The 13,693-nt window shown below is 67.2% G+C and carries 13 protein-coding genes; 4 read left to right on the forward strand and 9 right to left on the reverse strand.

From position 1 onward, the window contains the following. Nucleotides 1–223: 223 nt before the first annotated feature. Nucleotides 224–2,176 carry a lytic transglycosylase domain-containing protein gene (locus tag E9536_RS35460; protein WP_027788910.1) on the reverse strand — a complete coding sequence of 651 codons (1,953 nt, stop codon included), beginning with the start codon at nucleotides 2,174–2,176 and terminating at the stop codon, nucleotides 224–226. An 8-nt stretch (nucleotides 2,177–2,184) separates the two neighbouring features. On the opposite strand from E9536_RS35460, the gene E9536_RS35465 reads away from it, so the two are divergent. Beyond that, nucleotides 2,185–2,793 carry a 5-formyltetrahydrofolate cyclo-ligase gene (locus tag E9536_RS35465; protein ID WP_049096978.1) on the forward strand — a complete coding sequence of 203 codons (609 nt, stop codon included), beginning with the start codon at nucleotides 2,185–2,187 and terminating at the stop codon, nucleotides 2,791–2,793. Between the two features lie 96 nt (nucleotides 2,794–2,889). Here the strand turns inward: E9536_RS35465 and E9536_RS35470 are convergent, their stop codons facing one another. Then, entirely contained in the window at nucleotides 2,890–3,402 is a 513-nt protein-coding gene (locus E9536_RS35470) for a winged helix DNA-binding protein (protein ID WP_027788908.1), read from the reverse strand. Nucleotides 3,403–3,550: 148 nt separating this feature from the next. Here E9536_RS35470 and pxpB point away from each other — a divergent pair, with 148 nt between their 5' ends. The 3 genes from pxpB to pxpA all read left to right on the forward strand — a co-directional run bounded on the left by pxpB (nucleotide 3,551) and on the right by pxpA (nucleotide 6,106). Then, entirely contained in the window at nucleotides 3,551–4,207 is a 657-nt protein-coding gene (gene pxpB / locus E9536_RS35475; protein ID WP_136472409.1) for a 5-oxoprolinase subunit PxpB, read from the forward strand. Beyond that, the gene (locus E9536_RS35480) at nucleotides 4,204–5,271 is read left to right on the forward strand and encodes a biotin-dependent carboxyltransferase family protein (RefSeq protein ID WP_027788906.1); all 1,068 of its coding nucleotides are present in this window, start codon (nucleotides 4,204–4,206) and stop codon (nucleotides 5,269–5,271) included. Before pxpB ends, E9536_RS35480 begins: the two co-directional genes overlap by 4 nt. A 70-nt stretch (nucleotides 5,272–5,341) precedes the next feature. Next, the gene (pxpA, locus tag E9536_RS35485; protein WP_027788905.1) at nucleotides 5,342–6,106 is read left to right on the forward strand and encodes a 5-oxoprolinase subunit PxpA; all 765 of its coding nucleotides are present in this window, start codon (nucleotides 5,342–5,344) and stop codon (nucleotides 6,104–6,106) included. Nucleotides 6,107–6,250: 144 nt separating this feature from the next. On the opposite strand, the gene E9536_RS35490 is transcribed toward pxpA, so the two are convergent. From E9536_RS35490 to E9536_RS35520, 7 genes are all read right to left on the reverse strand, one after another. Continuing rightward, on the reverse strand, nucleotides 6,251–6,547 hold the full coding sequence (locus E9536_RS35490) for a hypothetical protein (protein WP_124534604.1): 297 nt from the start codon (nucleotides 6,545–6,547) through the stop codon (nucleotides 6,251–6,253). Nucleotides 6,548–6,646: 99 nt separating this feature from the next. Continuing rightward, the gene (locus tag E9536_RS35495; protein ID WP_049096980.1) at nucleotides 6,647–7,792 is read right to left on the reverse strand and encodes a TraB/GumN family protein; all 1,146 of its coding nucleotides are present in this window, start codon (nucleotides 7,790–7,792) and stop codon (nucleotides 6,647–6,649) included. Continuing rightward, the gene (locus E9536_RS35500; RefSeq protein ID WP_021163770.1) at nucleotides 7,785–8,801 is read right to left on the reverse strand and encodes a peptide ABC transporter ATP-binding protein; all 1,017 of its coding nucleotides are present in this window, start codon (nucleotides 8,799–8,801) and stop codon (nucleotides 7,785–7,787) included. Before E9536_RS35500 ends, E9536_RS35495 begins: the two co-directional genes overlap by 8 nt. Beyond that, nucleotides 8,798–9,796, reverse strand: a complete 999-nt coding sequence (locus E9536_RS35505; RefSeq protein WP_021163769.1) for an ABC transporter ATP-binding protein — start codon at nucleotides 9,794–9,796, stop codon at nucleotides 8,798–8,800. Before E9536_RS35505 ends, E9536_RS35500 begins: the two co-directional genes overlap by 4 nt. Nucleotide 9,797: 1 nt before the next feature. Next, complete coding sequence (locus E9536_RS35510) at nucleotides 9,798–10,715, reverse strand: ABC transporter permease subunit (protein WP_027788903.1); 918 nt, start codon at nucleotides 10,713–10,715, stop codon at nucleotides 9,798–9,800. 4 nt (nucleotides 10,716–10,719) lie between these two features. Next, complete coding sequence (locus E9536_RS35515; RefSeq protein ID WP_011353491.1) at nucleotides 10,720–11,730, reverse strand: ABC transporter permease subunit; 1,011 nt, start codon at nucleotides 11,728–11,730, stop codon at nucleotides 10,720–10,722. Between the two features lie 110 nt (nucleotides 11,731–11,840). Further along, nucleotides 11,841–13,469, reverse strand: coding sequence for an ABC transporter substrate-binding protein (locus E9536_RS35520; RefSeq protein WP_027788902.1), 1,629 nt, complete (start codon nucleotides 13,467–13,469; stop codon nucleotides 11,841–11,843). Nucleotides 13,470–13,693 lie beyond the last annotated feature (224 nt).

The raw sequence follows: 13,693 nt of genomic DNA on the forward strand, positions 1-13,693 counted from the left end.
GCGCAAGGATTGCAACGAAACGAATACTCGACGTATTCGCGAGGAGCATGACGCGGCGATCGGCCCTTCCGGGGGTCAGCCCCACGCATGATTTTTTTCCAAACAGGCGAACGTGCCTTGCCGGCCGCATTGCGGCCGGCAAGGCACGTTCGCAAGCCCGTTATTAGCGTGAACAGCCCCTTGAACACTGCCGCGTCTCGCGCGGCAGTGTGAAGAGTGCGGATCAGGGCGAGATCATGCCCAGACGCTTCTTCAACGACTGTGGTTTGCCCTCGAAGAGCGCCGCGTAATAGACGGTGTTCGACAGCACGTTCTTCACGTAGTCGCGCGTTTCGTTGAACGGAATCGTTTCTGCGAAGATCGCGCCTTCGACCGGCTGCGTCAACACCTGGCGCCACTGGCGCGGCCGGCCCGGGCCCGCGTTGTAGCCGGCCGTGGCGAGCACCGGCGAGCTGTCGAAGTTGTTGTAGATGTCCGCCAGATACCAGGTGCCGAGCTGGATGTTGGTATCGATGTCGTGCATCTGCGTGCGCGAGATCGTGCCGAGGCCGAGCTTCTTCGCGACCATCTGCGCGGTGGCCGGCATCAGCTGCATCAGGCCGCCCGCGCCCACCGACGAACGCGCGCTCGTGATGAAGCGCGACTCCTGGCGGATCAGCCCGTACGCCCATTCGGTGTCGAGGCCCGTCGACTGCGCGTAGCGCTCGACGATGTTGCGGTACGGCGACGGGTAGCGCAGCGTGAAATCGTGCTCGGCTTTCGTGCGGTCTGCCGTGTTGACCGTGCGGTCGAGCAGGTCGACGCGCTTGCCGTACTCGGCGGCCGCGAGCAGCTGGCGATCGGTCATCCCGCGCAGCGGCCAGTTCCATTCGCGGTTGCCCTCGAGGCGCAGGTTCAGCGCGTAGAAACGCTGCGCGAGCGCGAAGCCCGGAATCTTGCCCATCGCGTCGATCTCGGCGTCGCTCACCTTCGTGCGCGGCGGGATCGTCGTGCGCTGGCCGAGCTCTTCGCCGGCGAGCTGCCCGTAGAAGTTGTACTGCCCGGCGACCTGCTCGAATTCCTGGTTCGCCTGCAGCGTGTCGCCGCTCTGCTTGAGCGCGCGCGCATGCCAGTAGATCCAGGCCGGATCGTCGCGCAGCGACGGCGGCATCTGCTCGATCGACCAGCGCACCATCGGCCAGTTGCCGGCGAGCAGCGCGGCGCGCGTGCGCCATTCGTAGCCCGGGTTCGACAGCGGCGCATTCGCGGATTTCGCGTACCAGACCGACGCGAGCGGCGAGCGCTTGATCGCGCCCTGGTAGCCGATCGCGCCCCACGCGATCGCCTGCTCCTGTTTGGTCAGCGAAGGCGCGACCGTCGTGAGCATGCCGGCGGCTGCGTCCGGATCGTTGCGCGCCATGCGGCCGAGCGCGATCAGCGCAAGCTGGTGCGACGTCGCGTCGGGGCCGACGCCGCGCGCGAGGTATAGCGGCGGCGCGCTCGTCGCCTGGTCGAAGCCGACCGGGCGCGCGCCAAGCGCGTCGACGATCTTGCCGCCGAGCGTCGTGTAGTTCTGCTCGTACGCGAGGCGCGCCTGCTGCCACACGTCGTCGCTCGTGAACTGCTGGTTGACCGTCAGCGCGGTGATCAGGTCGACGCATGCGTCGCCGTAATTCTTCGGCTCGACGAGCAGCGCGCGTGCCGCATCGGCGACGTTCTCGCCGCGCGCCGCGCGCGATTCGAGCGCATAACACTTGACCTGCGTGTCGTCGTCGAGCACGAAGCGCTTGTATTGATCGTCGAAGTTGCGCCAGTCGTGGCGCGCGCCGAGCACGAGCAGGTAGTCGTTGCGCAGGCGGTCGGCGATCGCCTGGCCGTCGTAGCGCTGCAGGAACGACTGCACGGGCGCGTCCGGCGCATCCACACGCGCGCGGCCCGTCGAATCGAACAGCTGCGGCTTGATCTGGAAATACTCGACGTAGGACGGTACCGGATAGTTCGGAATCATCGACGCGAGCTGCGCGGCTTTCGCGGCGTCGTTGCGGCGCGCGGCTTCACGAAGCTGCACGAAGGTCTGGTCGTCCCCGGAGACCGTATCGTCGTTCGGTGCGGCGCACGCGGCCGTGCCCGCGACGAGCGCGGTGGCCGAAAGCGTCAGCGCGACCGCGCGATATACTCGGAAAAGGCTGTTCGACATCGTTTTGAATGGAGCACGAAGTGAGCGAAAGCATAGCACGCAACCCTGTGCCGAACCCGAAGGTTGCGCTACGCAAAACGCTGTCCGGCGCGCGTCGCGACGCCGCGTCGCAACCCGCCGCGAACGCCGCACTCGACGCGCGGCTGCGCACGCTGCTCGAGCGGCTCGCGCCGCGCACGGTCGGGTTCTACTGGCCGCTGCCGGGCGAATTCGACGCGCGCGATGCGGTGCTCGCCTGGTGCGCGGCCGGTGCCGGCCGGCGCGCCGCGCTGCCCGTGATCGGCGAGCGGCACACGCCGCTCGAGTTCCATGCATGGGACACGCATACGCCGATGCGCGAAGGCCATCACCGGATTCCGGAACCGGCGTCGGGAATCGTCGTCGTGCCCGACCTGTTGCTGATTCCCTGTGTGGGATTCGATCCGCAGCGCTACCGGCTCGGCTACGGCGGCGGCTATTACGACCGCACGCTCGCCGCGTGGCCGGGCAGCCAGCCGCCCGTGACGGTCGGCATCGCCTATGAAGCGTGCCGCGTCGACGCACTGCCGGCCGAAGCGCACGATCTCGCGCTGCGCTGGATCGTGACCGACGGCGCGCTCTACCCGGCCGCCGGATGATGCGGCGGGCGGCGCGGCGTCCGTCGTCGCACGCCCGTCAGCGCATTGCCGCGCGCCACCGCCGGCGCAACCCCGGCCCGACCCCGGTCCAACCGCTTACAGCGACGCCGCCGCGCGCGCGGCCGTGTCGTACAGCCCCGATGCGTTGCGCAGCAACTGCGCCGCGTCGCCGATCTGCTCGTTGGTGAGCCCGCTGTCCTTCAGCGTCTCGATCAGGCAGTGCTCGCGCACCTCGCGGTACTTCAAGCACAGGTCGCGGCCTGCGTCGGTCGCGAAGAAGAACACTTCCTTGCCGTTCTTCTCGCTCTTCACATAGCCGCGGGCGATCAGTTTTTTCAGCGCATAGGTCGCGACGTGCGTATCCTCGATATTGAGCACGAAGCAGATGTCGGCGAGCTTCTTCTTGCGTTCACGGTGGCTGACGTGATGCAGCAGTGACACCTCGACCGCCGTCATGTCCTTCGCGCCGGCCGCCGACATGCAGCGCACCATCCACCGGTTGAACGCGTTGCCTGCCATGATGAGCCCGTATTCGAGCTCCGACAGCTCCGCGCTCGAATCGGAAACGAGGTGTTCGGATGACACGATCTTGGTCGCAGGACGCTTCATGTAAAGACGGAGCAAGCCGGATGACAGGGTGTGCCGAGTGTACGCCAGAAGCCCGGACATCCGGGCTAGGCGAAAACGCTTATTGGGAAGTTGTCGATATTTTATTGACAATGTGCGCTAACATTGCCGTCCGAACCGTGCCAGTCCGATGACGCAACCCCGCATTTATCCGCTCGGCGACGCCGCCCTCGTCTGCGAGGTGCCGCCGCCCGCCACGCTCGATTGCCAGCGCCGCGTCTGGGCCGTTGCCGAGGTCGCGCGCGCGTGGCCCGACGTGGTCGACGTCGTGCCCGGCATGAACAACCTGACGATCGTGTTCGACGCGCTCGCCACGACGGCCGAATCGCTCACGCCGGCGCTGCGCGACGCGTGGGAGACGGCCGACGTCGAGCATGCGGACGGTCGCGAGGTCGAAATCCCGATCGAGTACGGCGGCGCCGCCGGCCCCGACCTGGCGGCCGTCGCCGCCCATACCGGCCTATCGGCCGACGAGGTCGTCGCGCGCCACGCAGCCGGCGCCTACGTCGTGTTCTTCGTCGGCTTCCAGCCGGGCTTCGCGTATCTCGGCGGGCTCGATGCCGCGCTGCACACGCCGCGCCGCGCGGCGCCGCGCCTCGAAGTGCCGGCCGGCTCGGTCGGCATCGGCGGCGCGCAGACAGGCATCTACCCGGCCACGTCTCCCGGCGGCTGGCAACTGATCGGCCGCACGTCGCACGTGCTGTTCGATCCGGCGCGGCCGCAGCCGACGCTGCTGCTGCCCGGCGACCGCGTGCGCTTCACCATTGCGGGAGTCGACGCGCGATGACCCAGAGCAACGCACCGGGCACCATCGAGGTGGTGCGGGCCGGCCCGCTGTCCACCGTGCAGGATCTCGGCCGCCGCGGCACGCGCCATCTCGGCGTCGCGCAGGGCGGCGCGCTCGACAGCCTCGCGCTCGAGGTCGGCAACCGGCTGGTCGGCAACCGTCCCGACGCGGCGGCCGTCGAAATCACGATCGGCCCGGCCGCCTTCCGCTTCACGCGCGCGACCCGCATCGCGATCACCGGCACCGAGTTCGGCGCCACGCTCGACGGCCGGCGCGTATATTCGTGGTGGAGCCTGCCGGTCGAGGCCGGGCAGACGCTCGTGCTGCCGGCCGCGAAACGCGGGATGCGCGGCTACCTGTGCATCGCCGGCGGCATCGACGTGCTGCCGATGCTCGGCTCGCGCAGCACCGATCTCGCGTCGCGCTTCGGCGGCCTCGGCGGCCGCGCGCTGCGCGACGGCGATCGCCTCCCGGTCGGCGTGCTTCCGGCCGGGATGGGCTGCCTCGCGGCCGATGCGCCCGAATTCGGGGTAAAGGCGCCGGCGTGGTGCGCGTTCGCGCGCGTCGACGAGCCGCCGCGCCGCCACCGCCCCGCGCATGCGCCGTGGGCGATGCCCGTGCGCGTGCTGCCGGGCCCCGACTACGCGTCGTTCGCCGCCGATGCGCAGCAGGCGTTCTGGGACGAGGAATGGCTCGTCACGGCGAACAGCAACCGCATGGGCTATCGGCTTGCGGGCGTCGAACTCGTGCGCGAGCGGCCGGCCGAGCTGCTGTCGCATGCGGTGCTGCCCGGCACGATCCAGGTGCCGCCGAACGGCCAGCCGATCGTGCTGATGCACGACGCGCAGACCACCGGCGGCTACCCGAAGATCGGCACGGTGATCCGTGCGGACCTGTGGAAACTCGCGCAGGCGCGGCTCAACCTGCCGGTCCGCTTCGTGCGCACGACACCCGACGCCGCGCGCGCCGCCCTGGCCGCAGAACGTGCCTATCTGCGGCAGATCGACGTGGCGATCGACATGCGCGAGGAAGCGCGCCGCCGCGCCCAGTCGCGCGCGGCATGACAATGGCGGTAGCAGTACCGAAGGCAGTAGCAGCAAGGACGGGCCACGCAATCAGTGGACGAGGAACACCATGGAAATCGATCTGAATGCCGATCTCGGCGAAGGCTGCGGTTCGGACGAGGCGCTGCTCGACCTCGTCACGTCCGCGAACATCGCATGCGGGTGGCATGCGGGCGGCGCGAACGCGATGCGCGACTGCGTGCGCTGGGCCGTGCAGAAAGGCGTGGCGATCGGCGCGCATCCGAGCTTTCACGATCCGGAGAATTTCGGCCGCAAGGAAATGCAGCTGCCGGCCGGCGACATCTACGCGGGCGTGCTGTACCAGCTCGGCGCGCTGTCGGCGATCGCGCAGGCCGAGGGCGGGCGCATCGCGCACGTGAAACCGCACGGCGCGCTGTACAACCAGGCCGCACGCGACCCGATGATCGCCGATGCGGTGGTGTCCGCGATCCGCGATTTCGATCCGTCGCTCGCGGTCTTCGGGCTCGCGAACAGCGTGTTCGTCGCGGCCGCGCGGCACGCGGGGCTCGCCGCGGTGGAGGAAGTGTTCGCCGATCGCGGCTACCGCGCGGACGGCTCGCTCGTGCCGCGCAACCAGCCCGGCGCGCTGATCGACGACGAAGACACGATGATCGCGCGCACGCTCGACATGGTGCGCAGCCGTCAGGTGCGTGCGATCGGCGGCGAGTGGGTGATGCTCAATGCGCAGACCGTCTGCCTGCACGGCGACGGGCCGCATGCGCTGGTATTCGCGAAACGGATTCGCGCCGCGCTCGAGGCGGTGGGCGTCGACGTCGTCGCGCCCGGCATGCTGCAGGCCGACGAACGCACGTGACCCGGCCGGCTGCCTGATCCGTCGCACAAAAGAAAAAAGCGCCCTCGTGGCGCTTTTCCGTTGGCGCAATCGCTGCGGCTTCGCCGTCTGTCGATTCGCCCCCCCGAAACCGTCTTTCGACGGTGACCGGAAAAATCTTCCGGATTAAAAAACGTCCGCCGCCGCCCGATCACTGCATTCCCCGGTCAGACGACGGAACGTTGCTTTATCTGCAAGTCGGCCTGCATGCATGTTTTGTACGACGATGATTGGCCCCGCCGTGCATGCAGACACTCCGCGGCCGGCACGTGCTTCACGTGCCGGCAACGCTAACCCCGCGCTTATTTCTGCTACCCCGTAGAACTTATCTATTCTTTTCATTTTTTCAACTTGTGGGGTGAAGAATAGATATTGGCAGAACGGGATGTCAATCGTTTTAAACGCTATTTTCCGACGATTCAAGGGTTTTCCTTATCGATTGCCGCCCACGCGCACGCGTTTCGCCGCGGGTGCGCGAGGCCAATCAAACAGGGGAAGATCGGTGCGGGCCGTCGGGCGCGATCAGTTCGCGTCGACCCGGTATCCTTGCTGGCGCAACAATTCGAGCACGCCGCGCGGGCCGCCCAGATGCAGCGCGCCGATCGCGACGAACAGCGGCCGGTTCGGGGCGGCGATTGCCGTCATCCGTGCAACGAAGCGGCGGTTGCGCTCGTACACGATCTTGTTGTCGATCGACGCCGACAACACCTTCGAACGCGCGAGCCGTTCGCTCTTCGCGACGGCCCACGCCGAGATCGCATCGGCGTCGCCAATTCGCCACAGTCGGTGCAGCGCCTTGATGTCGTCGGCGTTCTGTGCGGGCGTCTGCACCATGTCCTGCGCGAGCATCTCGCGCTGCTCGGCGAGCGTCAGCCCGGTGAACGCGCGCATCTGTTCGGCGAGCGTCTCGAGCCCGATCACGCGGCCGCCCTTCTTCTTCAGGAACACGTTCTGCAACTGCGCCTCGGTGCCGTACTCGGTCTGCAGGCCGGCCGACAGCGAATCGTAGGTCTCGACGACGAGCGCCGCGAGCCACGGCCGCATCTTGCGGATCTCGGCGAGCGCGGCCGGGTTGCCGCGCAGGCGCGCCGCGAGCCGCTGCCACAGCGGATCCGGCAGCAGGCGCTGCAGGCACGGGTAGCGGCATACGCCGTACTTCGACACATCGTCCTGGGATTCGAGCAGGTCGTCGGGCGACAGTTCGAGCGCGAGCGTCGGCGACGCGGCGAGCGCCGCGAGGATACGCGGCCGGAACGGCTGCGCGCTCGGGTAATCGGACGGATCGCCCGTGTGCAGCGTGCCGAGCACGTAGAGCGTGACACGCCCCTTGGTCGCGACGTAGAACGGCATGCGCGCGGGCTGCACGCGCACCGCGCCGCTCGCGACCGTGCCGTTCGACACGGCGGGTGCGTGAAAGCCCGGCAGGCTCATGCCGGGCGGCGGGACTTGCGACGGATGGATCGGTGAGGTGGCCGGCGCGCGCCCTTCGGCGCGCGCGGATTCGACGGGAACCACGAGGCTGGCCGCCACGCACGCGCCGGCCAGCGCGGCGCCCGTGACGGTACGCACGCCCCAGCGCCGCGCGTAGCGGTACGCGCGCATCACGCGCGCGCCGCCTGCCCCCGCACGGCGCACGCCGGACGCGCGCGCCGCCAACGCTTCAGGCATTCGCCTCCCCTACCTCCTCGGCCCGATGGCAGGCCACGCGCCGGCCGTCGACCTCGCGCAGCTGCGGCTCCTCCGCACGGCAGCGCTCGACCGCATACGGGCAGCGCTGGTGGAACGCGCAGCCCGACGGCGGATTGAGCGGCGACGGCAGTTCGCCCTGCAGCTTGATCTGCACGCGGCGGTCTTCCTCGAAGATCGCCGGCGTCGCCGACATCAGCGCGCGCGTGTACGGATGGCGCGGCCGCGCGTAGATTGTCGCCTTGTCGCCGAGCTCGGCGACGCTGCCGAAGTACATCACCATCACGTCGTCCGCGACGTGCTCGACCACCGACAGGTTGTGCGAGATGAACACGTAGCTCGTCTTGAACTGCTCCTGCAGATCCATGAACAGGTTCAGGATCTGCGCCTGGATCGACACGTCGAGCGCGGACACCGGCTCGTCGGCGACGACGATGCGCGGATCGAGGATCATCGCGCGCGCGATCGCGACACGCTGGCGCTGGCCGCCCGAGAACATGTGCGGATAGCGCTTCGCGTGTTCGGGCCGCAGGCCGACCGTGCGCATGATCTGCGCGATGCGCTGCGCGCGCTCGGCGGCCGTCAGGTTCGCGTTGATCTCGAGCGGCTCGGAGAGCGTCTGCTCGACGGTCTTGCGCGGGTTCAGCGACGCGAACGGGTTCTGGAACACCATCTGCACGCGGCGGCGCAGGTCGGCGACCGTCTCGCGGTTCGCGCCGGCGACGTCCTTGCCGTCGATCGTCAGGTGGCCCGCGGTGGGCGTCTCGATCATCGTGAGCTGGCGCGCGAGCGTGGATTTTCCACAGCCCGATTCGCCGACGACGGCGAGCGTCTTGCCGCGCTTCAGCGAGAACGACACGCCGTTCAGCGCCTTCACCGTACCCTGCCCGAACATCCCGCGTTTCACCGAATAGTGTTTCGCGAGGCCGTCGGCCACCAGCACGGCTTCCTCGTCGTGCGGCGTGGCACGCGTCTGATTGACTGCATTCATCGTGCACCTCCCGTCAGGTCGAGGTTGGAAACATTGAGCGGCTTGATGCAGCGCGCACGCATCGCATCGTTGGCCGGCACCAGCGTATCGAGCGCCGGCCGCGCCTTGCGGCAATCGTCGACGACGTACTTGCAGCGCGGCGCGAACAGGCACCCGGACGGGCGATCATCGCGGCCCGGCACCATGCCCGGCAATGCGGCAAGGCGACGCGCCCCCTTATTGTGCTCGGGAATCGCGGCAAGCAGCGCTTCGGTGTACGGATGATGCGGCGCGCGGAAGATGTCGGGCACGCGATTGGTCTCGATGACCTCGCCCGCGTACATCACCGCGACACGCTGCGCGACTTCCGACACCACGGCCAGGTCGTGCGAGATCAGCACGAGCGCCATCCCGCGCTCCTTCTGCAGCTTCACGAGCAGGTCCATGATCTGCGCCTGGATCGTCACGTCGAGCGCGGTGGTCGGCTCGTCGGCGATCAGCAGCTTCGGGTTGCACGCGACGGCCATCGCGATCATCACGCGCTGGTTCATCCCGCCCGACATCTGGTGCGGGAACGACGCGATGCGGTTCTTCGCATCGGGAATGCCGACCTGGTCGAGCAGTTCGAGCGCGCGCCGGTGCAGCGCGTCGCCGCGCAGCCCTTCGTGCAGTTTCAGCACTTCCTTGATCTGGTAGCCGACGGTGTAGCTCGGGTTCAGGCTCGTCAGCGCATCCTGGAACACCATCGCGATGTCCTTGCCGACGATCTTGCGGCGCGCTTTCGGCGATGCCTTCAGCAGGTCGACGCCGTTGAACGTGACTTCGTCGGCCGTCACCTTGCCGGGTGCGTCGATCAGGCCCATCAGCGCCATCATCGTCACGCTCTTGCCCGAGCCCGATTCGCCGACGACGCCCACCACCTCGCCCGGCGCGATCGACAGGTTGATCCGGTCGACGGCGGGCAGGCCGTTGAAGTTCACCGCGAGATTGCGGATGGTCAGTAGGTTCTCGCTCATGTCATGCCATCCGCTTCAGTTTGGGATCGAGCGCATCGCGCAGCCCGTCGCCGAGCAGGTTGATCGCGAGCACCGAAATCAGGATCGACAGGCCGGGCATCGTCACGATCCACCATGCGTTGTCGATGTAGTCGCGCGCGGACGCGAGCATCGCGCCCCACTCGGCGGTCGGCGGCTGCACGCCGAGGCCGAGGAAGCCGAGCGCGGCCGCGTCGAGGATCGCCGACGAGAAGCCGAGCGTCGCCTGCACGATCAGCGGCGCCGTGCAGTTCGGCAGCACCTGCGAGAACATCAGGCGCAGCGTGCCGGCACCGGCCACGCGCGACGCCGTCACGTACTCCTTCTGCAGTTCGCCGAGCGCCGACGCACGCGTGAGACGCACATAGGCCGGCAGCGCGACGATCGCGATCGCGAACATCGTGTTGGTGAGACCCGGGCCGATGATCGCGACGACCGCGACCGCGAGCAGCAGCGACGGCAGCGCGAGCAGCACGTCCATGATGCGCATCACGGGCGTGTCGGCCCACTTCTGGAAGAACGCGGCGACGAGCCCGAGCACGATGCCGGGGATCAGCGCGAGCACGACCGACACGAAGCCGATCCAGAACGACATCCGTGCGCCGAACATCAGGCGCGACAGGATGTCGCGGCCCGCTTCGTCGGTGCCGAGGATGAATTGCCAGTTGCCGCCCGCGAGCCATGCGGGCGGAATCTTCACGTAGTCGCGGTATTGCTCGACCGGGCTGTGCGGCGCGAGCACCGGTGCGAGCAGCGCGACCAGGATCAGCACGATCACGACGATCCCGGCGCCGACGGCGCCGCGGTTGCGCGAGAAGTTGGCCCAGAACTCGCGCAGCGCGAGCGCACGGCCGCCGGCCGGCGCGGATTCGCTCGGCAAGGTGTTTTGCAGATTGCTCATGGAATTACCTCGTGTGGCGGATGCGCGGATTCAGCACGCCGTACAGCAGGTCGACGACCAGGTTCACGACGATCACGAGCGTCGCGATCAGCAGGATGCCGCCCTGGACGACCGGATAGTCGCGACGGCCGATCGCATCGATCAGCCACTTGCCGACACCGGGCCACGAAAAGAGCGTCTCGGTCAGCACGGCGCCCGCGAGCAGCGTACCGATCTGCAGGCCGATCACGGTGACGACCGGGATCAGCGCATTGCGCAGCGCATGCACGACGACCACGCGCGCGGGCGACAGCCCCTTCGCGCGTGCGGTGCGGATGTAGTCCTCGCGCAGCACTTCGAGCATCGACGAGCGCGTCATCCGTGCGATCACCGCGAGCGGGATCGTGCCGAGCACGATCGCGGGCAGGATCAGGTGGCTGACCGCCGACTTGAACGAGCCTTCGTCCGGCGCGAGCAGCGCGTCGATCAGCATGAAGCCCGTCGGATGGGGGAAGTCGTATTCGACGGCGATGCGCCCCGACACGGGTGTCCAGCCGAGGTATGACGAAAACACCATGATGAGGATCAGCCCCCACCAGAAGATCGGCATCGAGTAGCCGGTGAGCGCGGTGCCCATCACGCCGTGATCGACGACCGAGCCGCGCCGCAGCGCGGCGATCACGCCGGCCGGCAGGCCGACCGCGAGCGCGAACACGAGCGCGCACAGCGACAGTTCGACGGTCGCCGGGAAGCGCGCGAAGAACTCGCCCGCGACGCTCGTGTTGGTGATGATCGACGTGCCGAGGTCGCCATGCAGCGCCCGGCCGATGTAGTGGAGGTACTGCATGGGCAGCGGCTGGTCGAGCCCGAGGCGTTTCATCGCCTCCGCATGCATCGCGGGATCGACGCCGCGCTCGCCCATCATCACTTCGATGGGGTCGCCCGGTATCAGGTGAATCAGCGCAAACGCCAGGATGGTGATGCCGATGAAGGTCGGGATCACCATCCCCACGCGGCGCAACACGAATGTGAACATGATGCGTCTCGTATTTTCTTGTGGGAAATGTGCGACCGGCGACGGGAAGCTTTTGGCCTCCCGCCGCCGGATGAATTAGCCGGTCTTCGCGACAGCTTACGACAGGCGTATTACTTCACGCCAACACCGTCGAAACGGGCGTAGCCGAGCGGCTCGATACGCATGTCGACCACGTTCTTGCGCACCGGCTGGTAGACCGTCGAGTTCGCGATCGGCGAGAACGGCAGCTGTTGCGCGAAGATCTGCTGGGCCTGCGTGTAGAGCTTCGTCCGCGCGTCCTGGCCCGTCGTCGTGCGGCCCTTCTGGACCAGCTCGTCGAACGGCTTGTAGCACCAGTGCGAGAAGTTGTTGCCCTTGATCGCTTCGCAGCCGAGCAGCGTGCCGAGCCAGTTGTCCGGGTCGCCGTTGTCGCCCGTCCAGCCGATCAGCATCGTGTCCTGCTCGCCCGAGTGCGCGCGCTTGATGTACTCGCCCCACTCGTACGTGACGATCTTCGCCTTCACGCCGATCTTCGCCCAGTCGGCCTGGATCATCTCGGCCATCAGGCGGGCGTTCGGGTTGTACGCGCGCTGCACGGGCATCGCCCACAGCGTGATCTCGAAGCCGTTCGCATAGCCGGCCTTCGCCAGCAGCGCCTTCGCCTTCGCGGTGTCGTACGCGGCCATCTTCAGGTTCTTGTCGTACGACCACTGGGTCGGCGGCATCGGCGCGGAAGCCGCTTGACCGGCGCCCTGGTAGACGGATTCGAGGATCGCCTTCTTGTTGATCGCCATGTCGAGCGCCTGACGCACCTCGAGCTTGTCGACCGGCTTGTGCTCGACGTTGTACGCGAGGTAACCGAGGTTGAAGCCTGCCTGCGACGGCATGTCGACACCCGCATCGGCCTTCAGCGTCGCGATGTCGGCCGGACGCGGATAGCTCATCACCTGGCATTCGTTGCGCTTGATCTTCTGCACGCGCACGCCCGGGTCGGGCGTGATCGAGAAGATCAGCTTCGAGATCTTCACTTCGCCCTTCTTCCAGTAATCAGGATTGCCGTCGAACCGGATCGTCGCATCCTTCGTGTAGCTGCGGAAGATGAACGGGCCCGTGCCGACCGGCTTCTGGTTGATGTCGGCGGCCTTGCCGGCCTTCATCAGCTGGTCGCCGTATTCGGCCGACAGGATCGACGCGAATTCCATCGCCATGTTCTGGATGAACGGCGCATTCGGCTCGGCCAGCGTGAACTTCACGGTGTACGGATCGACCTTCTCGACCTTCGTGATCAGCTTGTCGAGGCCCATGTCGGTGAAGTACGGGAACGACACCGGGTACGCCTTGCGGAACGCCTGGTTCGGGTCGAGCATGCGCTGGAACGTGAACAGCACGTCGTCCGCGTTGAATTCACGCGTCGGCTTGAAGAAGTCGGTCGTGTGGAACTTCACGCCGTGGCGCAGGTGGAACGTGTACACCTTGCCGTCGGGCGATACGTCCCATTTCTCGGCGAGGCCCGGCTCGACCTTCGTGCCGCCGCGCTCGAATTCGACGAGGCGGTTGTAGACGGTGAACGTGGCGGCGGTGAAATCGACGCCGGTCGTAAATTGCGCGGAATCGAAACCCGCCGGGCTGCCTTCTGAGCAGTAGACGAGCGTTTTGTTCGGAATCTGTGCGAATGCAGAACCCGCGACGCCGAGCGATGCCGCTGCCACGCCTGCAATGGCGGTAACACGCAGGGTGTGCAACAGACGGTTGTATTCCATGTTTCCTCCAGGTCTCCAGGTCGGAACCGGCCCGCCAGGGGCCGGCGTACGCGGATATTACTTGAGCTAACGATGTGGCAACAAGCTGGAGAAAAAACTCTTCTACATGACCGCGCGGGTTTGTGCCGATGTTTAGTGTGGGTAAAAAATGCGAAAACGCGCGCGAGCGACAATTTCGTTCATCTCGCGCAAGTTTCGTTCGGCAACTAAACAATTCGGGCGCG

Source organism: Burkholderia sp. LS-044, from assembly GCF_004803625.1.
Classification (GTDB): Bacteria; Pseudomonadota; Gammaproteobacteria; order Burkholderiales; family Burkholderiaceae; genus Burkholderia; species Burkholderia cepacia.